The sequence below is a fragment of the Mycobacterium timonense genome, assembly GCF_025821985.1.
GTDB lineage: Bacteria > Actinomycetota > Actinomycetes > Mycobacteriales > Mycobacteriaceae > Mycobacterium > Mycobacterium avium.
The window spans coordinates 1-20,391 of sequence record NZ_JACKSY010000114.1; the positions used below are offsets into that span (position 1 = coordinate 1).

Here is a 20,391-nt window from a genome sequence, read left to right on the forward strand (position 1 = left end):
CCTCGACGTTTCATGAATTGGCTGGTGACGCGGGCCCTGTAATGCACGGAAGTGCCTGTCCTGCTTGAGAACATTGACTTGCTGAGGGTCAAGGTTTCATCAAGTGGAAAGGCACTCCGTAGGTGAAGCGTAGCGCGGTGTGTTCGGTGGTGGTGGATTCGGCACGCGATTCGCTGGTGTCGTCGGCCGGCGGGCTCTTGTTGTCCCAGACACTGCGCTGTTCGGGACTGGATAGGGCCATGTCGGCGGCGTTGGCGCCGTGGCGGGCACCACGGTCGGTGCATGATCCGGCCAAGGTGCTGATCGATGTAGCGATCGCGGTGGCCCTCGGTGGCGACTGTGCCGCTGATATCGCGGTGGTGCGGGCCCAGCCTGAGTTGTTCGGGGCGGTGGCCTCCGATGCGACGGTGTCGCGGCTGATCACTACGTTGGCCGCCGACGTGGACGCCGTCCTGGCCGCGATCCGGACCGCACGGGCTGCGGCCCGATCCCGGGTGTGGGCTCGGCGACGGCCCGTCGGCGCGGTGGCGGGCAGTCAAGTGATCGTCGATCTGGATGCCACCCTGCTCACCGCTCATAGCGAGAAGGAAGGTGCGACACCGACATTCAAGTACGGGTACGGCTTTCACCCCATGTTGGCTTTCGTTGACCACGGCGAACACGGATCCGGTGAAGCCCTCGCCGGGCTGCTGCGCCCAGGATCAGCGGGGTCCAACAACGCCGCCGACCACATCGCGGTCCTGGATGCCGCGCTGGCCCAACTCCCCGAACACGAACGAGCCCAGGTGGTGGTGCGTACCGACACCGGCGGTGGGGTCAAAGACTTCCTGCACCACATCACCGACCTGAAACTGCAGTACAGCGTCGGTTTCTACGGCATGCCCCCGATCGTGCAGGCCTTATCGAAAGTGCCGCGGCAGGCCTGGCGCGCTGCCCTCGACGGGGACGGCGCACCCCGTGAGGGCGCCCAGGTGGCCGAGTTGACCCGCTATCTGCCCGACACGCTGAAGGGTTGGCCCGCCGGGATGCGGGTCATCGCCCGCCGCGAACGCCCCCATCCTGGTGCCCAGTTGCGCCTCACCGACGATAACGGGTGGCGGATCACCTGTTTTGCGACCAACACCATCGGATGGTCGATCGCGGATCTGGAAGTGCGCCACCGTCAACGCGCTCGTGCCGAAGACCGAATCCGCAACCTCAAAGACACCGGCCTGACCAACCTGCCGTTCCACCGGTTCGATCAGAATCAGATCTGGCTGCAGATCACCCTGCTCGCCGCTGACCTGCTGGTCTGGACCCAAGTCCTGGCATTCACCAGCGGGCCCGCCAGGCGCTGGGAACCCAAACGACTACGCCTGCGGATCCTGGCGGTGGCCGGACGCATCATCAGCACCGGACGGCGCCACTACCTACGCCTGCCCCGCGGCTGGCCCTGGAGTGACCTGATCGAAACCGGCTGGACCGCACTACGAACCGCTTGACTCACAACCACCACTCCAGCGACCAAGGACCAGGAGCGCCGGCGAGAAGCAACGCCGGAAACCCCTGCCGCCCAACGACTTATCCACCAACCAACGAGCCGCCATCAACCCCAACACCACCCACATGAAAGATNACCACTCCAGCGACCAAGGACCAGGAGCGCCGGCGAGAAGCAACGCCGGAAACCCCTGCCGCCCAACGACTTATCCACCAACCAACGAGCCGCCATCAACCCCAACACCACCCACATGAAAGATCGAGGCTAGTGGGCGACGAACGCCGGCGGCGCGGGTTCGGTGAACTGTAAGTCCAACAACATGCTCCACGAATACGTCGCATCGGCCAACGCCCGCAACGCAACTGGGTTCCGCAACGCCATCGCCGCCTCAGTCGCATACGCCTGCGCCAGCAACCGCCGGCACGCGCCACCCTCGGTGTCGACCTGTCCGACGGGCACATCGCGCACATCCACACGGGCCGCGCGCTCCTGGACGCAGAGCTGGTGATGCTCCTCTTCTAGCTGCTCCCATGGCAACGACGCCACCCACCGCGGATTGTCGATGCGCCGCAACTGATCACGAAAGATCGACAACATCCGCCGCCGAGCCTCCGAAGACCCAGCCTTTTCATCGGCGTTGAAAGCCAACCACAACACCTGCTCGCGCTGCTTCACCGAATCGGTGATGTGCTTGACCGCGCGTCGCCGTTCGGTCGACACCTGCAACTCGAAGCGGGTCACCACCGGCCCGCTAAGCAGCTCGGGATGCGCCCGGTCGGTCCCATCTACCAGCGCCCACGGGACGCCCGCCGCGGCGGCGGGAGCGCTCGAGAATGTCGTCGCCAGCGCAGTCAACTGCGAGTCAGACGCCGCCGCAAACTCGACGATTACACGGGCCGGATCAATCAACCCCTCCCAGCGCGACGAGTCCTCATGCGACCACGGACTCATTACGTCCGCGGGCAAGAAAGACTCGGCGGGGACCCAACCACGGCCGCGATCGGATGTCACCACGACCTGTCGCCGACCACTGCTCACCAACATGCCGGCAGCCCAATGCACGTGCGCCGCACCACCCGCGGCCTCAACCACCGCACGCACCGCTGCCAAATCCTGATCACCAAACGCCACTAGGGGATTCGCCGGCGGGGCGAGCACAGCCGGCACGATCAACGGATCGTTACCCGTGAGCGGCGCAATGATCGGGCCCACTGCACCGCCACCAGAAGGACCAGACGACGAAGGCGCAATCGGATCCTGATTATGCTGCTGCTGCGACGAATTGGACACCGGCGTCGACGACTGCGCCACAGTATGCGCACTCGGAACAGGCCCAGGCGAAGGTGCGTGACTGGGCCCAGGCACAGGAGCCGGCGCAGGCCCCGGTGTCGCCGCCGCTGGCACATTAGCCACGGTCGCAGGCGGAGGTGTGACCATCGTCGGAGGCGGCGGCACAGCACTACTCGGCCCCACTGGCGATAACGCCGAGACCGGCGGAGGAGGAGGCGTTGGCGGAGGAGCAGGAACAGCGCCAGTCGCCGCCGAGGCCAGCGGCGCCGCCGCAGCACTCAACGGAGCAGCAGACAACGGCGCAGACGCCGCCGTGGGCGCAGCAGCAGCCGGCCCGGCGGCACTCGCTGCAACCGGCGCCGCCTCAATCCCCGGCACAGCGGAATGAACACCAGCCGCAGGTACCGCGCCGGGCCCCTGAGCCGCAGGAGCCTGAGCTGACGCATGCGAAATCGGCTCTGCTGTGGGTGTTGGCGAGGCGGGAGTGGCGCTGCCTGCGCCACCACTGTTCGCTCCTGCCGCACCCGTGCCGGACCCGCCTACGTTGGTCCCGGTGCCAGGGGCAGGCGCTCCGGATGTTGCGCCCGAGGGTGCAGTAGTGGTCGGCGTGTGTCCCCCAGCGCCGGGAACTGCATTGCCACCACCTGGCGCGCCGCCCGGCGCGGAGGCCCCGCCCGGCGCGGAGGCTGCATTGGGCACCCCACCCGAATGGGGATTAGCGAGAGCTTGACCGGGCCCGGATGCGCCAGCGCCACCGGTGGTGTGGCCTGCCGGCGAGGCCGTCCGCTGACCAGGTGCCGATGCTCCGCCGCTGCCGTGGGCCGTATGGCTTGTCGGAGAGGCGGCGGGCTGGCCGGGCCCGGATGCGCCACCGCCGCCACGGCCACCTGCGTGGCGTCCTGGAGAGCCTGCGGGCTCGCCAGGCCCAGATGCGCCGCCGCTTCCTTTCCCGGGCGATGCACCTTGACCAGGCCCCGGCATCCCAGGCTTTTGCATGGCACCGGGAACGCTCCCTGCCCAGCTGGGTACCGCGGCGAGTTCGCCCATGGCGGCACCTGAGATTGCCTGTATCTGCGTTTTGGCTTCTTGCTTGACTTGCTCGATCAGCTGGTCGACGTCCACGCCCGCGGCTTCCTCTGCGACACGGGCTGCCTCAAAGGCCTCAATGGCGGATTCGGCCCACGCGACGACTGTGTCCATTTGGGTCAGCATTGCGCCGAGTGTGGTCGCCCATGCACTCAGGCAAGCGGCCGCCTGACCGACCTGAGCGCCGACAACACCCACAGTGAGGAAGTACTTCGTCCAGGTACCCGAGATCACCTCAGCCAGGTCGCCCTGACCATAGTTGAGCAGCCGTACTGCGTCGACCTGACCATCCTGCGCGGCGGCGACGAGCTGACCGGAGAGCTTCGTCATCTCCAGCGAGCGCCGCATCAACTCGCCAGGCTCAAGTGAGTCCTCCCAGTAATTCTGGAGAATCTCAGATGCGTGCGGGGTTGTCGGCTTTGGCGGCAACGGGTCCTACTTTGTCGAGCAGATCTGGTCCAACTGCGCGTAGGCTGCGTTGACCGTGACCGCATCAGCCGAGGTAAAACTCCGATCGGCAAGCATACGAACCTCATCCCGCTTAGCCGCGACGTAACCCCGGGCGGCCGCAGCAACATCTGCAGGAGTATCGGAGATCTTGGGCTCGAACAGGTTGAGCGCCTTGGTGATCGCCGCATTGCGATTTGAGATATACGTGTTGATATTTGGCGTATTCCAGTCCCAGCCATCCGGTAGCGCGGGAATGGCGTCGAGAGCGGGCTTGGTCGATTGCCAGGCCTTGCAAGTCGAGCTGTCGACAGCGACGTTTGCCGGCGCGGGGGCGCTCGCCACCGCGGTTGGGGCGGGGGCTGCAGGGGCGGCGGTGTTGGGACTGCGCGAAAGGACGACGGCGCCGATCACGGCTGCGGCGAGGATGATGGCCGCGACGATGATCGCGACAGGGAGCCACCGCCGTGCCGGCTGGGCAGGCGGGTAGTAGGGCGGCCACGGGGCGGGAGGCTCGGGCGGTGCGCTGACTGGCGGCAGATTTCCCTCCATAGGTGAATGGTAGCTGTCCCAGTTTGCGACGTCACTGGTGAATAGGGCGTCGAGCTGTGCGTTTTGTGCCATTGCGGGCCTCCTCTCAGGGATGGCAGGGCCGGGTAGCGCTACGTCCGCTAGCACAATGCTAGCACGTTGCTAGCATTGTGCAACGGGCGTTGTTTGGGTGCGGTCAGTTCGAGACCTCGGCTTTTGGTGGCACATCGCCGTCGGCGGTCTGGATGGTGCGGGTCAATCGGTCGAGCAAGTCGCATAACTCCTGTTCAACCTCCTGGTCAAGGGCTCGGCGGTCCAGAACGCCGGTGTCGGGCGGCAGGCCGAACTCGAGTCGTATCCAGCGGTCCTCGACGTCGAGGCGCAGGATCTCGCGGTACGCGACGAGGTGATCGGCACGACCGTTGAGGACGCGGGCGTATTCGGTGAGTGTGTCGATGGCCGCGAGGAGATCAGCCCATCCGGTGGGATCGGTGGCACCGACATGCAGATGAGTGTCGGCGTGGGTGCGCCAGAGGCGGTGGGCGGCCGTGACGATCCGCGTGAGGCGGGCATCGACGTCGATGCGGGCGCGGCAGGCGTCGAGCAGTTCGGTTTTCCAGAGTCGGCTGTGACGAGCGGACTCGGCTGATCGGTAGGCCGCGATGACAGCGTTGGGTTCACGCCAGACAAGGGCGGCGGCGCCGCGGTGGGTGTAGTCGCTGTCGCCGAAGCGGGCATCCCACTCGGCCTCGAGAATGTCTGCGTTGGCGTAACTGGCGAGATCTTCGCGTGCGGTCGGCCACGCGATGGTGGCTGCCCGCAGTGCGCGGCGTTCGGATCGGGTGTAGCACCAACCCGGGTGCGTGGTGAAGTGTCGCCAGTCGATCGGCGGATACGTGGTGTGTTGGCGGCCGCGGCTGCGCCGTTTTGCGGCCAGTTGGGTGGGGAGTGCGTCCTCGTCGATGGTGCCGGGCGGGGTGGCAAGGGATAGGAAGTCGGCGGCGTCGTGGTCGCGATATGGCCAGTCGACGTCGAAGTCGGCAATGTTTCGGCGGCGATCTTGTGCCGCGGCTGCGTTCGGCCAGTCCATCGATCCGAGCCTAGGTGTGGGCCGACTGCGTTGCGGTGTGCCAACTCTCGCGAATTCTAGGGACATGTCGTTTGCCCATCTTGCGGGCTGTGTTACTCCGGGCACACCGGTAGCCGCACCCAGGCGGCCCGCCGTCCGTGCAGCTATCGCGCGGTTTACCGATGGAGACCTCGAGCCGCGCTGTTAGCCCATTGTGGGAAAATGGGCTAACGTGGCTTCTGTGAGTGAACCTGCCCTCGTCGAGACCGACGCCCGCAGCCGAGCGGTTCTGCCTGGAAGGCCCAACCAGCGGTTCGTGATGCGTGAAAATCCCGATGGCAGTTTGCTTTTGCAGCCAGCAAGGCTGGTCACGGAGGCCCAGCATGAGTTCGACTCCGATCCAGAACTGCGTGAGCTGTTAGCGCGCGCAGCGGCGTCGCCCACGGTGCGTAGGGCCCGAGCGCGACGCACGTGAGTGTGGAGGGCGACTACTCCGAGGTCGCCGATGCTCAGCTCGACGAGCTTGAAGCGGGCGCCGATGCGGACCTCTACAACGCGGTGCTGGACACGGTGGAGCTGATTTTCCGGCTTCCCGGTCAGGCCCAGTCGCTGTCGACGGCCATTACGACGCCGGCCGGTATCCGAATGCGGCTGCCAGTCATCGGGCATCCGCCTTACAAGGTGTTCTGGTCGACTGATGGCCCGCGTATCGAGGCAATCTTCCCGCATCCGTAGGAGGCCTGGTCGAGGCGGGGCGCTGGTGCCGGCCTCGTCGAACGACGAGGCGGCTGGGCGGATCCGTCAGTTACGGGGGCAAGCAGGGGACCCGTGTTGCATTCTGCTAGCATTGTGCGACATGGGGACGGTGTACCTCCGGAACGTGCCAGCCGACGTGGTCGAACGCCTCGAGCGGCTCGCTGCCCGTGAGCGCGTCTCGGTGAACACCTATGCGGTGCGGGAGCTGGCTGAAGCGGCACGTCGTGCCGACAACGCCGACCTGTTGGCCGCGTTACCCAACCTCAGCGTGGACACTGCCGACATCGTTGCCGCGGTCGATGAAGGCCGTTCGCCGAAGTGATCGTCGTGGACGCCTCCGCTGCGCTGGCCGGGCTGCTCAACGAAGGGCAGGCCCGCAAGGTCTTGGCCGGCGATCGGGTGTGGGCCCCGGACGTGATCGACGTCGAGGTGGTCAACGGGTTGCGCCGCTGCCTGACCGGTGGGCACCTCGACGCCAAAACCGCGCAGGCGGCGGTAAGCACCTGGCGGAATCTTGGGGTCCGGCGGGTCAGCGAGCTCGGACTGCTCTCCCGGGTGTGGGAACTGCGCGAGGTCCTCGACGCCGGCGCGGCAAGCTACGTGGCGCTGGCCGAAGCGCTGGACTGCACGGTCGTGACCGCCGACCCCGCACTCGAAACCGCGGCAGGCATCCAATGTCCAGTGATGGTTGTGGCGAACTGAAGAGAGGTGAGACAAATGCTGCTGAACATACTGCAACGCAACGTGATTCGTGGCTGCCTAGACGATGGGATGAGCCCTGAGGAGATCGCCGACTACCTGGGGCGGGTGAACGACCTGGGCCCGCTGGACGTGGTCACCATCCGGTCGGCCGCCTACGACATGCTCGACGAGCAGACACCGGCAGGGCCGGCCGCCTCGTGTGGAAAACCGATACTGACGCTGATCAGAGGCGGCGCCGCCTGACGTTATCGCCGGCAAGCCTCCCGATAGTTACATAACACGTATAGTACTTTACGAGTTATGAAAACGTCCGCGTTGTTGCCCATCCTGCGGTCACAGCTGCAGGGCGAACTACTGGCGCTCCTGTACCTACACCCCGACATCGAGTACAGCCTCAGCGATGCCGCCCGGCACATCGGTGCGACCGTCCGAGCGGTCCACCATGAGGTCGAGCGCCTGGCCGCCGCAGGCTTCGTCCAGGAGCGCCGTTTCGGGAACATGCGGCTGATCAAAGCGGCCGAAACGCGCTTGGCCCGACCGTTGACTGAATTGCTATCGCTCACCTACGGACCGCTGTCGGTGCTGCCGAATGAACTGGCCCAGGTGGACGGCGTTCTCCAGGCATTCGTGTTCGGTTCCTGGGCGCGGCGCTACGTCGGTGAGCCCGGGCCGCCGCCTGCAGACGTCGACGTGCTGGTCGTGGGCAATGCAGACCTCGACGACCTCGATGAGGCTGCCCGCCGAGCCGAAGAGTTGCTGCACTTTCCAGTGCACATCGCCCGGGTCCTGCCGGATCGCTGGGCGAGTGAAACCCAAGACGACGGCTTCCTTGCTGACGTGCGGAATAAGCCACGAGTACCGATCGAGCTGGACCGCACGGCATGAGGTGGAACCAAGGCCGGAGCAAGATTGACGCGCTGATCGCTGACGGCGCGATCGAGCGCGTACAGCCGGATCGTGCGGCTGCCGACCAGCTGCTCGCCGAGGCTCGCCTGGCGTGCGCCTGCCGAATGAACATCCCTAACCCGATGTGAAGGAGAACCGCTGGTGTACTTCGGGATTCAGGAAGGGCCGTTCTCCTGGAAGCTGAGCGTGGGCCCTTCTCAATCCGGCCAACACCGAGTTCCTCGCCGGCGAGGACATCATCGACCCCGACGATGGTGAGCTGGCCGCCGGCTTGGAGGACTGGCTGTCGCGGGTGCATCACGCAGCCGAACACATTGTCAAGCACTACGACGTCGGCCTGGTGGCCGACTTCAAGAGCGGAACGAAGTTCGAAATCCAGGTCAGTAAGAGCGCAGCCACCCGCTCGGCGTAGCGACAACGGACCGGCGGGAAAGCCGGACGCGTCCTGAGCAGCACCGATGGCACGGCCCCCTTGGCTGGAGTCTCAATTCATCGAAGGCGTGAAAGCCCCCGACCTGGCCTGATGGCAGCGCCCAGTTCCATGCGCCTGAACCGGGCGTGGGCGGACCACAATTGAGCTGGCCCAGATATCCCGCCGGAGGGAAGCAACATGCCCAGTGACGACACGACGCCCGTGTACGGAATGCCGTTGGAGCAAGCGCTGATTCACGTTTGGTTCGACGGATTCACCTCCGGCGCGTCTACGGGCTGCAACCTTTTTCTGCCGGCGGAGACGGCCGACGCGAAGGCCGACGATCTGGTTGCCGCCGCGGTCGGCTCGCCTGAGCTTCAGGCGCAGGTGAGGGTTGAGGTTCGTGAGCGCATGGCGGAGCTGATGCAACAGGTCATGGCCAAAGGTCCGCTCCCTGGTGTCACGAAGGCGGACATCCGCGCCGCGGCCGACGCGGCCGATACGGACGGGGCCAACTGATGGCGCGGCTGATGGAGGTGGCGCACACCGCGCTCCTCGTACGGAACCGAGTCAAGACGGTGACTCGGCGCGCGGGCTGGCAGATGTTGAAGCCCGGAGACCAGCTCACGTTGTGTCCGAAGGTGCGCGGTCGCCGCCCGGGCGAGGAGCTCGAGCGGATCGTCACGGTCGACGTCATCTCAGTGACGCGTGAACGCCTGGGCGCCATCACGGCTGGCGACGTCGCCGACGAAGGCTTCCCGGAGATGACCGTTGCCGAGTTCGTCGAGTTCTTCTGCGCCACCCACAAAGGCGTCACCGCGGACGACCAGGTGACCCGCATCCAGTGGCGGTAACCGCGAATCTGCCGCGGCTGCGGGTGCACCGAATACGCGCTTTCCGGGCCGTGCGCGTGGACGGTCACCTTCGACGACAACACCGGAATGTGCACGGCCTGCCCAGTGCCGGGGCGCTCGATAAGGGCCGGCACCGGGCGATGAGGCAGTGCCGGGCGGAGCTGTGCCCGATGTGGGCCTGGCGACGGATGCACCTGTGTCCTCTTCGGGTTGGATCACAACGCTCTAGCGAGAGATGACACCTTCACGGTCGTCCTCCCCGATCCGGAGTGGGATTAGCGGCGGCGCCGGCGCTCTTCGTCGAGGTCGACGACAGGGCCGGCCATGGGGCCGGGGGCCGGGATGTTGGTGGCGCGGTGCTCGGCGACGGCCACGGCGATCCGGTCGGCCATCGCGCTGATCGTGTCGTCGGTGATGTACATCTTGGCGGCCTGGCGGCCGATGCGCATCAGCCGAGCGACGTGGTCGAGATCGTCGGAAATGTCCTGGCGGGCGGTGTCGAGGCTGACTGTCAGGCCGTGGCGTTCAGCGAGCAGCGTGATGAGCAGGTTGGCGCGGGCGTCGAGCCATGGCGAGGACCGGGCGTTGGTCATGACTAGTGCCGGGGATCCTGCACGGAATCTATTGGCGCGGTTTTAGGCGTAGGCGCAGTGCGTCGGGTTTGAGGGTGAGGGTTTCGGACACCTTGAGGGTGTAGCCGGGTTCGGGTTGCAGGTCGAATTGGTGCAGGACGGCGGCCAGGGTGAGCATGATTTCGTGGAGTGCGAATTGGCGGCCGATGCAGGCGCGGGCTCCGGTGCCGAAGGGCTTGTAGACGTAGCGGGGCAGGCTGCGCAGATTCTCGGGTAGGAAGCGGTCGGGGCGGAACTGATCGGCGTCGGGGCCCCAGGTGTTGGGGTCGCGGTGGGCGGCTAGGAGGAGAACGAAAACCCAGTCGCCCGTTGCGAAGTGGTATTTGCCGTCACCAATGGTGGTGTCGGTCTTGGCTTGGCGGAAGTAGCCGGGGGCCACGGGCCATAGGCGCAGGGTTTCGTCGACGACGCGGCGTAGGTAGCGCAGGCGGGCGACGTCGTCGAAGGCGATGTCGGGGAAGTCGCGGCTGGGCCAGCGTTGGTCGATTTCGGTGCGGGCGGCCGCGGCGATGTCGGGGTGGTGGGCGAGGAAGTGCAGGGCGAATCCGATTGCGTTGGCGGAGGTTTCGCTGCCGGCGACGAGCAGGGTCAGGATTTGGTTGGTGATGTTGGCGTCGTCGAGGTGCTCGCCGCTGTCGGGGTCGGCGGTGTTGAGCATGTAGTCGAGCATGTCGCGGGTCTCGGTGTGGGGGCCGGTGTTGCGGCGGTCGTTGATGATGGTGGCGACCTGCTCGCGTAACCAGGCTTTGTCCTGTTGGTGCTGGCGGCGTTGGGCCTGGCCGAAGAACTTCTCGTAGAACGGGATGGCGTCGGTGCGGCGGTTTGCGTATTTGAGCTCGCGCAGGACGGTGGTGATGAAGGGGTCTTCGTTGGTGTCGTCGAGTTTGTTGAAGGAGTGGCCGATGCCGGCGCGGGCGACGATTTCGGTGGTGAGGCGGTTGGCTTCGGCGGGGATGTCGATCCAGGAGTTGTCGGCGGCCCGCGTGGTCCAGGCGTCTGTGAGTTCGCGAACGGTGGCGGTCATGGTGGGGTGGTAGGACTCCATGGCCGCCTTGGTGAACGCGGGCATGAGGATGTTGTGGGCCTTTTGCCAGTTCGGTTCGTGGTTGTAGGCGGTGAACAGGCCGTCGCCGGCGACGGGGCGAAGTTTGCGCAGCGAGTGGCCGACGTGCTTTTCCCAGGCGGCTTCGTTGTTGACGTCGTCGATGAGGCCGGCGTCGGACAAGACGATGACGGGGACGTCGAAGATGCGTTGTTCGACGATGCCGCCGCGGGCGACGTTGTCTTTGGCCAGGCCTTGGCAGGGGTTGGCGAGGTCGATGGTGAGCAGGTCGCCGATGATCGGCAGGCGCCAGCGGGGGTGGGGGAGCGTGGCAGAAGTGTTGGTAGGCATCGCTATTGGCTCATTTCCGTAGTGCTGCTGTGGGGCTGGGCGTCCTGTTGGGCTTGGGGCCACCAGCGGGCCAGCTGTAGTAGTTCAGCGGTCTCTTCCTCGAGGTTGGTGGATCTGGACTTGAGGATGACGGTGGTGTTGAGGGGGGCGGGGGTGGCGCCGGCGGCCTTGGTTTGGACGGCGTTGGCCAGTTGCAGCGCGGCCAGAGCGGGCTCGCGCTGGCGGGCGGGAATCGAGTAGCGGTGGTAGTAGCGGTCGGCCTGGGCGGGGTCGACGTCGTGGAAGTAGCCGCGCAGCTGCAGGATCGCGTCGCGGATCTGGACGGTGGTTTGGTGCAAGTCCAACGGGGTCTTCTGGCGGCGGGTGCTGGGATGGCCTAGCTCGAACGCGATGGCGGGGACGGCATGGATCATGGCAGCGCGCAGGGGCTGCAGTTGGCGCCAGTGGCGGCTGGTGGCGTCGAGGCCGATGCGTGCGGTGAGGGCTTTGGCGGCCGGGACTGCGGCGATGAAGCTGACGCCCACGGTTTCCCAGAAGATGTTTGAACCGTGCAGGTTCAGCCGGAAGGCGATGGTGTGCATCCAGCCGAGTTGTTCGAGGGTGGCGAGGATGACGGCGTCGATGCTCGTGCTGGCGACAGCGATGCCGATGACGAAGCCGCCGGCGGACAGAAGGCGCTCGCGGGGTTTGGCGTCGGGGCGCAGTAGCTCGCTGATTGCCATGCGCAGCAGGCGGTAGGCCAAGGCGATGAAGATGCTGGTGAGCAACGCCCAGGCAAGCACGCTGGACCAGCCGCCGAACTCTTCGAGGGTCTGTCCGGCGCGGCGGGCGGGGGTGGCGGCGGCGAGGAAGCCGAGGGCCAGTGCCGCGGCGGCGCCACGGTGGCAGCGGTGCCGACGCCGGGTCTGATCCGGGGAGCGGCCCGACCAGAGGGTGACAAAGCCGATGAACTCTGCCGCGGCGAAGATCATGACCGCCAGTGAAAGTTGTTGGGCCGCAGTGATCGACAGGAGGTGGTGGTCGGTGAGGGCTGTCTCGATGACGCGTTCGCGCAGGAGGTTGGAGGTGACCATCAGGGCCAGAGTGTGGTTGAGATAGGTCTCGTAGGCGCTGCTGTTGAAGAACAGGTAGCGAGTCGCGACGACGATGACCATGAAGACCAGCAGCGGCCAGGTCAGGTAGGCCGGGACTGAGGTGGTCACCTCGATCGAAAGAACACGCTGCGCATCATCGACTCGTGATTGGCACGTTCGGCTGCGGCGATCATGAGGATGTTGGCGAACATCTCCGCGTCGCGTTCCTGGTCGCCGGCGAAGTCGGTGCGGCCCAGGACTGCGTTGACCACGGCGGGGTCGATGTTGGGCATCACCAACCGGCATATCTCGATCTCGCGGTCGCGGTCGGCGCCGAAGGCGCGGGTGCGGCCGTGACCGAGCATCATGTGCCCGATCTCGTGGCAGACAATCTGGTCGACGTGGTAGTCGGAGGTGCCGACCTCGTGCAGGATTAGGTCATCCTTGTCGCGGGTGAGCCACAATCCGCAGGGACTGTCGATCAGGGCGGCGGTGTCGGTGGGGATCAGGGTGATCGGGCGGCCGCGCATCTCGGCGATGTTGTCGATGAACAGGTCGCGGTCCCAGGGGACGGGAATGGGAAGCTCGCGCGCCATCGCGAGCATGTCTTCGTTCGAGATCGCCACTATGGCTCCCTGTCCCCGGATACGTCCACAGGCGGCAACCGCTCGAGTTGCCGTGCATGATCGACCATAGCTCGTAGGCTGTCGATGGCCTCAGGGGTGAGCCCGTTGGCGCGTAAGGCGAGGTCACGGATGCCGGCGTCGCGCAGTGCTGCCAGCAGGTCGAGCTGCTCGTCGATCTTGGGGTCGATACCGGGGTCGATCAGGTAGGACGGTGTGACGCCGAAGAACTCGGCGATCGCACGCAGGTGGGCGACGGTGGGGTTGTTCTTGATGCCTTGGCGTAGTTGCCAGAGGTATGCCGCGCTGATCGAGACGCCGGTTTGGCGGGTGATGGCTTCGGCGGCTGCGGCATTAGATAGGGTCGGTTCGGAGGGCTTGCGCATCGTCTGGAAGAGCTTGTTGAGCTTGATCGACAGCTCAGAGGGTTGTTCGGTCACGGGCATCGATTCACTCAATGTACTCTCGTTTCTGTGTCGGGCCCGGGGCGTGTACTGATGTTACTACAGAGTTCGGTTTCCGCTATTGGTGCAGCTAGGGGTGTAGGGGCGCCCCTGGCGAGCGGTGGATGGCGGGCGGGTGGACGGGTGTCAAGCACGCATCCACCGTGCCACATTCACCTGAGTACACGTTGCGCGCTAAGAAGTTTACCGATATAAACAACGGCATGGTCAGTAGAGCGCCGCACCCATCCCTCGCATCGCACCCTGTCGGCCGAGCGATCGGGACCTGTACCCAGCTACCGACGACCGACTCCGACATCGCGTTGGTGCGCGGGTACTCCCGCGAGTTGAAGATCGCATGCGACGAACTGCACGACGACCCGTTCAACCCCAACGCCCGCGCACAGCTGATGCGGCTGATCCTGCACGACAGCAAGAATGCCGACGCGGCCCAGCAGCGCCTGCAGCGGCACCAGGTGCTGCTGGGCCGCCACTAACAGCTCGTCGCCACGCCTCGGGGCGGCTTACAAGCACCATGGGGACGTGGCATCACCGCTGGTGCGGCAACGTTTCACGGACCGCATCCCCGCAGAAGATCACCACCAGTGGAGAAGTTTCTCCTAGCAATACTCAAAAAATGCAGGCAGCGGCCACATTCAGCAACCATTTGCCGAGTTACGATTCGCGGCATGCGAACCCCGCCACCCCCGTCGACGATGGTCTCGACAGCGGCTCCGCTGGCCCGCCGTCCGCGGACAGCCAAGGCAGGTGCGGGCAATGTCCTTGCCGATGTCGGCGTGCGGGCAATCACCGTTCAGCAGCCCTGGGCCTGGGCGATCGTGTCGGCCGACAAGAACGTCGAAAACCGCTCCCAGATGTGGAGCTACCGGGGCCGACTACTCATTCACGCCGGGGCGCGGTGGTCGCAGCGCGGTGACCAGTCGCCGTTGATAAGGCGGGCCGCCCAGGGGCGGTCGCTGGCCAGCGCCGTCGACATGTCGGCCGTCATCGGGACCGCGGTCCTGGTCGACTGCCATCTCGACGTCGGGTGCTGCAAGCCGTGGGGCGAGTCGGCCTACGTCGAGCGCGGTGGCCGAAAGCGGCGCCGCGTCGTGCATCTGGTCCTCGAAGACCGCGAGCCCCTGCCCGAGCCGATCCCTTGCCCCGGAGCGCTCGGATTGTGGATCCCGCCCGTCGACGTCGCGGAACGCGCCGGGGTCGCGCAGTGACCGGCGGCGGCGCCGACACCGCCACGGCGCCTGTGGCTGACCAGTTCGGCATCGGGTCCGGCCGGCATCACAGCCGCGCCGTGATCGTGGGACCCGACGAAAGGAGCTCTCGATGACCCAGCAGCAACACATGGTGCACTTCGATCCGCTCGACCCTCGCCTGGCCGAGCCGTACCACCGCATTAGTGCCCAAATCCGCGACGAGTGCCCGGTCGCGTTCAGCGACGGACACTGGTCCCCGGACAAGACCGGGTTCTGGCTGGTCACCGGGTATCCCGAGACCAATGAGATCGCCCGCGACCCGAGGCGGTTCATCAACGGCGACGGCGCGACGCCGGTGCAGTTCGACCTCGACGTCGTGCGGCTCATCCCGCTCGAAAACGACGAGCCGGTGCACAAACAAATCCGTTTGAAGCTCAACCCATTTTTCACCCCGGCGGCGATCGACAAGGTGGAGGGCGGCGTGCAGCGCATCATCGACGAGATCCTCGAGGATTGCCTCTGGCAGGACCCCTGCGACATGATCGTTGATTTCGCGACCATCCTGCCGCCGCGGGCGTACTTCGAGCTGTTCCTTCATCAACAGCTCGATGACGTGCGGCACATCCTCGAAGCCGTTGACATCATGCAGACACAGCCCGAGCGCGCCACGGAGATCACACCGGTGCTGTTCGAGTGGTGCGCACAGTTGCTGACGGCCGCGCGAGACGAGGGCCGGACGAGTGACATCATCGGCGCCGTCGCACATATGGGGTTGGAGGAGTCGCATGACGGCCTCGCGCTGACCGAGTCCGAACGCATCCAGATGATGTATCTGATGATCGTCGCCGGCATCGACACCACCCAGTCGGCTCTCGGCTGCATGTTCCACGAACTGGCGATCAACCCCTCGCTGCGTACACAGATCCGCGACATGGACGACACCAAGCTGGCCCACGCCGTCGAGGAGCTGTTGCGCTACGTCTCGCCGGTGACACTCGCCGGGCGCACCGTCGGAGAAGACACCGAAGTCGCGGGCTGCCCGATGGCCAAGGGCTCCCGCGTCAACCTGAGCTGGATCGCGGCCAACCGTGACCCGCGCGTGTTCGCCGATCCGGACACAATCGACTTCGATCGACCCAACGCGCGACGCCACGTCGCCTTCGGCGCCGGAATCCACCTTTGCATCGGCAACAATCTGGCCCGCCGCGAACTCCGCCTGGCCCTACGGGCGGTGTCGGGCTTGTCACGCTTTGAGCTCGCCGCCGGCGAGACGCCCGAGTACCGTGCCGGATTCACCCGCGGTCCGATCAGACTGCCGATGCACCTGGCACGCTAGGCGGCGAGGTGCAATGTGCGTCGACGGCAGCGGCCGCCGCCAGACACCTGATGCCGCTACTTCAACCCGAACCGCTGCGCGCCGTCGATGCGGATGGTCTCGCCGTTGACGTAATCGTTGCGCACCAGGAAAGCGACCAGGTCGGCGTACTCGTCGGGTCTGCCCATCCGCTTCGGGAAGGGCACGATACCGCCCCATTTGGCCTGCGCCTCGTCTTCAGGCAGGCCGAACGCCGGTGTGAAGAAGGTGCCGGGCGCGATGGTGTTGACCCGGATTCCGACGGCCGACAAGTCGCGCGCGGCGACCAAACTCAGGCTCACCACGCCGCCCTTGGCCGCCGCATAATCCGATTGACCAACCTGGCCCTCGAATGCGGCGATCGAGGCCGTATTGACGATCAACCCTCGTACGCCCGAGTCCAGGGGCGCGAGTCTGGCCATTGCGGCGGCGCCCTGGCGCATGACATTGAAGGTGCCCGACAGATACACGCGCAGCGTCCGGTCGAACAGCTCCTGCGGCATCGGCGCGCCGTCGCGGCCGACCAAGCGCTGTGAGGCCACGGGCCCGCCGTGCGCGCACACGACGGTACGCAGCTCGCCAAGTTCACCGGCGCGGACCAGTGTCGCAGCCACCGAGGCGTCGTCGGTGACGTCGGTGCGCACATACTCGACCGCGTCACCGAGCTGCTCCACGAGCTCCTGCGCCCGGTCGTCAGCGAGGTCGGCCACGACGACCGTCGCGCCTTCGGTGACCAGCCGCCGCACGGTGGCCTCGCCCAGCCCGCCGGCGCCGCCGGTGACCACACAAACCTTGCCCTTGATATCCATGCGCCCTCTCTGATTACTCGCGGCGCCACTGTGGCGCGCGCTTCTCGACAAATGCACGCGGACCTTCCTGCGCGTCGGCGGTGCGCAGTAGGGTGTCGAACTCGCGGCGGGTCTGGTCCCACAACTGCCGCTCGGAGGTGCGCTCCCCGTCGTGCACGCCGTAGGCAATGCGCTTGGTCGCCTCGACGGCGAGCGGCGCGTTCGCGCTGATCTGGAGGGCCAGGTCACGCGCCGCGGCCAGCGCCCGACCGCCGGGAACCACCTCGTTGATCAACCCCCACCGCAGGGCGTCTGCGGCTGTCATCGACTCACCGGTCAGGAGCAGACGCATGGCTACCCGTCGCGGCAGCTGGTCGAGGAGGCGGAAGACCCCGCCGCCGGCGGGGATCAGCCCGCGTCTGACTTCGGGCAGGCTAAACGTCGCCGCCTCGACAGCCACCACCAGGTCGCACGACAGCGCGAGCTCGGTGCCACCACCGAGCGCGTTGCCGTTAACCGCCGCGATCGTCGGCTTGGAGGTGAAGTGGTTGGCGAATCCGGCGAAGCTCCAGTGCTCCATACCCTTGGGTATGCGCATTTCGCCGCGGGCGATGGCCTTGAGATCGGCGCCGGCGCTGAACGCCTTTTCGCCGGCTCCGGTGACGATGATCGCCCGGACTGCGGGGTCGCGGTCGGCGTCCTCCAGAGCGTTGCCGATCAGCCAGCACACATCGTGGTCGGCGGCGTTGCGCGCCTCGGGCCGGTTAAGCGTGATCGTCAAGACGCCGCCGTCACGCTCGAAGAGCACCTTGGTGTGGTCGACGTGTGCTCCCGGATCGCTCACAGCAGCTCGTAGATGGTGGCGTTGGCCTGCCCACCGCCCTCGCACATCGACTGCAGGCCGTAGCGGATCCCGTTGTCCCGCATGTGATGCACCAGCGTGGTCGCCAGCCGCGCTCCCGAGCCGCCGACCGGGTGACCCAGCGCGATCGCGCCGCCGAGAGGGTTGAGCACCTTGTCGTCGGCCTGCAGCTCGGACATCCAGACCAGTGGCACCGGCGCGAACGCTTCGTTGATCTCGAACGCGCCGAAGTCGGCGAGTTTCAGGCCGGAGCGGGCCAGCGCTTTTTTGGTGGCTGCGATGGGGCCGGCGAGCATGATGATCGGGTCGTCGCCGACGACCACGGCGGTGTGCACGCGCGCGATCGGTCTCCAGCCTTGGCTGTTCGCGAACTCACTGGTCGTAATGAGCAGCGCGGCAGCCCCGTCGGAGATCTGCGAGGCATTGGCCGCGGTGATCACACCGTCCTCTCGAAAGACGGTCTTGAGCGCGCCCAGCGACTCGAGGTTGCCACCGCGGCGGATGCCCGCGTCGCGGTCGAACGATCCGTCGGGCGTCCTAATCGGCACGATCTGCGCGTCGAAGGCGCCGCTGTCCTGCGCGAGCGCCGCGCGTTCGTGCGAGCGCAGCGAGTATTCGTCGAGCTGGGCGCGGCTAAGGTTCCAGCGTTGCGCCATCATCTCCGCACCCTGGCCTTGGTCGGGGTCAATTCCGTGGAAGCGCGTGCTGAAGCCCTGACCGCCGTAGGGGTTGCCGCCGATCGTGAACGACAGGCCCATCGGGATGCGCGACATGTTCTCCACGCCACCGGCCACCACGACGTCGGCCTGCCCAGAGGCGACAACGGCGGCCGCAAAGCTGATCGCCTGCTGCGACGAGCCGCACGCTCGGTCGACGCTCACCCCGGGCACAGTCTGCGGCCAGCCGGCCGACAAGGCGGTGGTGCGGCCGATGTCGCCGGCCTGCTCACCGACCTGTCCGACGCAGCCCCAGATCACATCATCGACGATCATCGGGTCGAAACCCACCCGGTCGACCAGTGCGGTCAGCGTCTGGGCGCCGAGGTCCGCGGGGTGTACTGCAGCCAGTGCGCCGCCACGCTTGCCCAGTGGGGACCGGACGGCTTCGACAATGACGGCGTCACGCATAAACAGGACACTACAATATGGTCATTGGTGACGCCAAACACTGGAAGATTCACAGGCCCATGTTCCTGGCGATAATCACCTTCATGACTTCGTTCGAGCCGGCGTAGATGCGTGAGACCCGGGCGTCGACGTATGCCTTCGCGATCGGATATTCGAGCATGTAGCCATATCCGCCGTGCAGCTGCAGGCAGCGGTCGACGACCCGGCCCTGCAGTTCGGTGCAGTAGAGCTTGACCACTGCGGCGTCGGCCGGAGTGAGTGTGCCGGCCTCGTGAGCGAGCAGCGCGTTGTCGAGAAGGGCCTGGCCGGCATCGGTCTCGGCGCGGCACGCCGCCAGCTCGAACTTGGTGTTCTGGAACCCGGACACCGTCGTCCCGAAGGCGGTCCGGTTGGACGCGTAGTCCAGCGTGGTGCGGATCGCCGCCTCCGCGGCAGCCTGGCTGTTGACGGCGATCGACAGTCTTTCCTGCCCTAGATTGGCGGTGAGCTGACCGAACCCGGCGCCCTCCTCGCCGAGACGGTTTGCGACGGGCACCCGCACGTTGTCGAAGTAAAGATCGCACAAGTCCTGCGCCTTGAGCCCGATTTTGTCCATGTTGGTACCCCGGGCCAGGCCGGGGGAGTCGCCCTCGATCACCAGCAGACTTAGCCCATCGCGTCCCGCGTCCGGGTCGGTCTTGACTGCGGTGACGATGAGGTCGGCCGCCGACCCGTTGGAGATGAACGTCTTCGTGCCTGTGACGAGGTAGGAGTCGCCGTCGCGCACGGCTCGCGTCGTGAAGGCCTTGACGTCTGAACCCGCCCCCGGCTCAGACATCGCAAGCGCCGCCACGGCCTCGCCGCTCACCAGATGCGACACCCACCTCGCCCGTTGGTCCTCCGTTGCCAGCCTGAGGAAGTAGGGCATGCAGATATCGGTGTGCACGCGCAGCCCACCGAGTGCCAGGCCGGCGAACTGTGCCTCCTCGGTCATGATCGCATTGAACAAGAAGCTCGTCATGCCGCCCCCGCCGCACTCCTCGGGTGCGGTCACGCCCAGCAGCCCGAGCTCCCCGGCGCGCTTCCAGAAGTGTCGCGGCGGTGCGCCGGTGAGTTCCCACTGCCGGTACTCGGGCACAATCTCGCGGTGGTAGAAGCCGCGGACAAGCGAGCGGAACTGTTCCTGTTCGGGGGTGAAGGTCACGAGCCGGCGCACAATTTCTCCTAGACCACTCCCGCTTATCCCGCACGACGGACGCTAATCTAGTACACCATATTGCAAAGACAAGGTCTGCGTTAGGAGACGAGATGGACTTCAGGGCCACCGAGCACCATGAGGCGTTGCGGTCGCTGAGCCGCGTTCTCGATGAGGC

Annotated in this window: 24 protein-coding genes; 12 read left to right on the forward strand and 12 right to left on the reverse strand. The window is 66.2% G+C overall.

Features of this window, described 5'->3' with window-relative positions; genetic code table 11:
* Positions 1-122: 122 nt before the first annotated feature.
* Positions 123-1,481: an IS1380 family transposase gene (locus H7I87_RS27295; RefSeq protein WP_062886410.1), complete on the forward strand. Its 1,359-nt coding sequence runs from the start codon at positions 123-125 to the stop codon at positions 1,479-1,481.
* A gap of 263 nt (positions 1,482-1,744) precedes the next feature.
* Here the strand turns inward: H7I87_RS27295 and H7I87_RS27300 are convergent, their stop codons facing one another.
* Positions 1,745-2,770, reverse strand: coding sequence for an EspK C-terminal domain-containing protein (locus tag H7I87_RS27300; protein ID WP_139800094.1), 1,026 nt, complete (start codon positions 2,768-2,770; stop codon positions 1,745-1,747).
* A 1,095-nt stretch (positions 2,771-3,865) separates the two neighbouring features.
* Here H7I87_RS27300 and H7I87_RS27305 point away from each other — a divergent pair.
* Positions 3,866-4,225 carry a hypothetical protein gene (locus H7I87_RS27305; protein ID WP_139800093.1) on the forward strand — a complete coding sequence of 120 codons (360 nt, stop codon included), beginning with the start codon at positions 3,866-3,868 and terminating at the stop codon, positions 4,223-4,225.
* Positions 4,226-4,291: 66 nt separating this feature from the next.
* Here H7I87_RS27305 and H7I87_RS27310 read toward each other — a convergent pair whose 3' ends face one another.
* Both H7I87_RS27310 and H7I87_RS27315 read right to left on the reverse strand, forming a co-directional pair.
* A complete protein-coding gene (locus tag H7I87_RS27310; protein WP_139800092.1) occupies positions 4,292-4,927 on the reverse strand; it encodes a hypothetical protein in 636 nt (211 codons plus the stop codon).
* 103 nt (positions 4,928-5,030) lie between these two features.
* Positions 5,031-5,924, reverse strand: a complete 894-nt coding sequence (locus H7I87_RS27315) for a hypothetical protein (RefSeq protein WP_062886406.1) — start codon at positions 5,922-5,924, stop codon at positions 5,031-5,033.
* A gap of 456 nt (positions 5,925-6,380) precedes the next feature.
* Between H7I87_RS27315 and H7I87_RS27320 the strand changes: the two genes are divergently transcribed.
* The 7 genes from H7I87_RS27320 (at position 6,381) to H7I87_RS27350 (ending at position 9,533) form a co-directional block, all read left to right on the forward strand.
* The gene (locus H7I87_RS27320; protein WP_244179102.1) at positions 6,381-6,638 is read left to right on the forward strand and encodes a hypothetical protein; all 258 of its coding nucleotides are present in this window, start codon (positions 6,381-6,383) and stop codon (positions 6,636-6,638) included.
* 121 nt (positions 6,639-6,759) lie between these two features.
* Positions 6,760-6,981 (forward strand): hypothetical protein, encoded by a 222-nt coding sequence (locus tag H7I87_RS27325; RefSeq protein ID WP_062886405.1) that lies wholly within the window; start codon positions 6,760-6,762, stop codon positions 6,979-6,981.
* Positions 6,982-6,986: 5 nt separating this feature from the next.
* Positions 6,987-7,361 carry a type II toxin-antitoxin system VapC family toxin gene (locus tag H7I87_RS27330; protein ID WP_231102388.1) on the forward strand — a complete coding sequence of 125 codons (375 nt, stop codon included), beginning with the start codon at positions 6,987-6,989 and terminating at the stop codon, positions 7,359-7,361.
* A 15-nt stretch (positions 7,362-7,376) separates the two neighbouring features.
* Entirely contained in the window at positions 7,377-7,604 is a 228-nt protein-coding gene (locus H7I87_RS27335; RefSeq protein WP_062886403.1) for a hypothetical protein, read from the forward strand.
* Positions 7,605-7,661: 57 nt separating this feature from the next.
* The gene (locus H7I87_RS27340) at positions 7,662-8,246 is read left to right on the forward strand and encodes a hypothetical protein (protein WP_062886402.1); all 585 of its coding nucleotides are present in this window, start codon (positions 7,662-7,664) and stop codon (positions 8,244-8,246) included.
* A gap of 631 nt (positions 8,247-8,877) precedes the next feature.
* The gene (locus H7I87_RS27345) at positions 8,878-9,198 is read left to right on the forward strand and encodes a hypothetical protein (protein WP_062886401.1); all 321 of its coding nucleotides are present in this window, start codon (positions 8,878-8,880) and stop codon (positions 9,196-9,198) included.
* A complete protein-coding gene (locus H7I87_RS27350) occupies positions 9,198-9,533 on the forward strand; it encodes an ASCH domain-containing protein (RefSeq protein WP_231102389.1) in 336 nt (111 codons plus the stop codon). The genes H7I87_RS27345 and H7I87_RS27350 overlap by 1 nt, the downstream gene beginning before the upstream one ends.
* A gap of 275 nt (positions 9,534-9,808) precedes the next feature.
* On the opposite strand, the gene H7I87_RS27355 is transcribed toward H7I87_RS27350, so the two are convergent.
* From H7I87_RS27355 to H7I87_RS27375, 5 genes are read right to left on the reverse strand one after another with little or no spacing between them, the layout of a single operon-like run.
* Complete coding sequence (locus H7I87_RS27355) at positions 9,809-10,126, reverse strand: hypothetical protein (protein ID WP_062886400.1); 318 nt, start codon at positions 10,124-10,126, stop codon at positions 9,809-9,811.
* 28 nt (positions 10,127-10,154) lie between these two features.
* Positions 10,155-11,558 carry a cytochrome P450 gene (locus H7I87_RS27360; RefSeq protein WP_081216165.1) on the reverse strand — a complete coding sequence of 468 codons (1,404 nt, stop codon included), beginning with the start codon at positions 11,556-11,558 and terminating at the stop codon, positions 10,155-10,157.
* A 2-nt stretch (positions 11,559-11,560) separates the two neighbouring features.
* Positions 11,561-12,760 (reverse strand): DUF6545 domain-containing protein, encoded by a 1,200-nt coding sequence (locus tag H7I87_RS27365; RefSeq protein ID WP_062886399.1) that lies wholly within the window; start codon positions 12,758-12,760, stop codon positions 11,561-11,563.
* Positions 12,757-13,257: a hypothetical protein gene (locus H7I87_RS27370; protein ID WP_083071401.1), complete on the reverse strand. Its 501-nt coding sequence runs from the start codon at positions 13,255-13,257 to the stop codon at positions 12,757-12,759. Before H7I87_RS27370 ends, H7I87_RS27365 begins: the two co-directional genes overlap by 4 nt.
* Entirely contained in the window at positions 13,257-13,700 is a 444-nt protein-coding gene (locus H7I87_RS27375; RefSeq protein WP_062886397.1) for a helix-turn-helix domain-containing protein, read from the reverse strand. Before H7I87_RS27375 ends, H7I87_RS27370 begins: the two co-directional genes overlap by 1 nt.
* A 344-nt stretch (positions 13,701-14,044) precedes the next feature.
* On the opposite strand from H7I87_RS27375, the gene H7I87_RS27380 reads away from it, so the two are divergent.
* The 3 genes from H7I87_RS27380 to H7I87_RS27390 all read left to right on the forward strand — a co-directional run bounded on the left by H7I87_RS27380 (position 14,045) and on the right by H7I87_RS27390 (position 16,244).
* Positions 14,045-14,194 (forward strand): hypothetical protein, encoded by a 150-nt coding sequence (locus H7I87_RS27380; RefSeq protein WP_155727149.1) that lies wholly within the window; start codon positions 14,045-14,047, stop codon positions 14,192-14,194.
* Between the two features lie 192 nt (positions 14,195-14,386).
* Positions 14,387-14,926 (forward strand): ASCH domain-containing protein, encoded by a 540-nt coding sequence (locus tag H7I87_RS27385; protein WP_139800091.1) that lies wholly within the window; start codon positions 14,387-14,389, stop codon positions 14,924-14,926.
* Between the two features lie 112 nt (positions 14,927-15,038).
* The gene (locus H7I87_RS27390; protein ID WP_083071400.1) at positions 15,039-16,244 is read left to right on the forward strand and encodes a cytochrome P450; all 1,206 of its coding nucleotides are present in this window, start codon (positions 15,039-15,041) and stop codon (positions 16,242-16,244) included.
* A gap of 56 nt (positions 16,245-16,300) precedes the next feature.
* Here H7I87_RS27390 and H7I87_RS27395 read toward each other — a convergent pair whose 3' ends face one another.
* From H7I87_RS27395 to H7I87_RS27410, 4 genes are read right to left on the reverse strand one after another with little or no spacing between them, the layout of a single operon-like run.
* Positions 16,301-17,071, reverse strand: coding sequence for an SDR family oxidoreductase (locus H7I87_RS27395; RefSeq protein WP_083071399.1), 771 nt, complete (start codon positions 17,069-17,071; stop codon positions 16,301-16,303).
* A gap of 13 nt (positions 17,072-17,084) precedes the next feature.
* Entirely contained in the window at positions 17,085-17,894 is an 810-nt protein-coding gene (locus tag H7I87_RS27400; protein WP_244179101.1) for an enoyl-CoA hydratase-related protein, read from the reverse strand.
* Positions 17,891-19,039, reverse strand: coding sequence for a thiolase family protein (locus tag H7I87_RS27405; RefSeq protein ID WP_083071397.1), 1,149 nt, complete (start codon positions 19,037-19,039; stop codon positions 17,891-17,893). The genes H7I87_RS27400 and H7I87_RS27405 overlap by 4 nt, the downstream gene beginning before the upstream one ends.
* A 49-nt stretch (positions 19,040-19,088) precedes the next feature.
* Entirely contained in the window at positions 19,089-20,234 is a 1,146-nt protein-coding gene (locus H7I87_RS27410; protein WP_083071396.1) for an acyl-CoA dehydrogenase family protein, read from the reverse strand.
* Positions 20,235-20,391 lie beyond the last annotated feature (157 nt).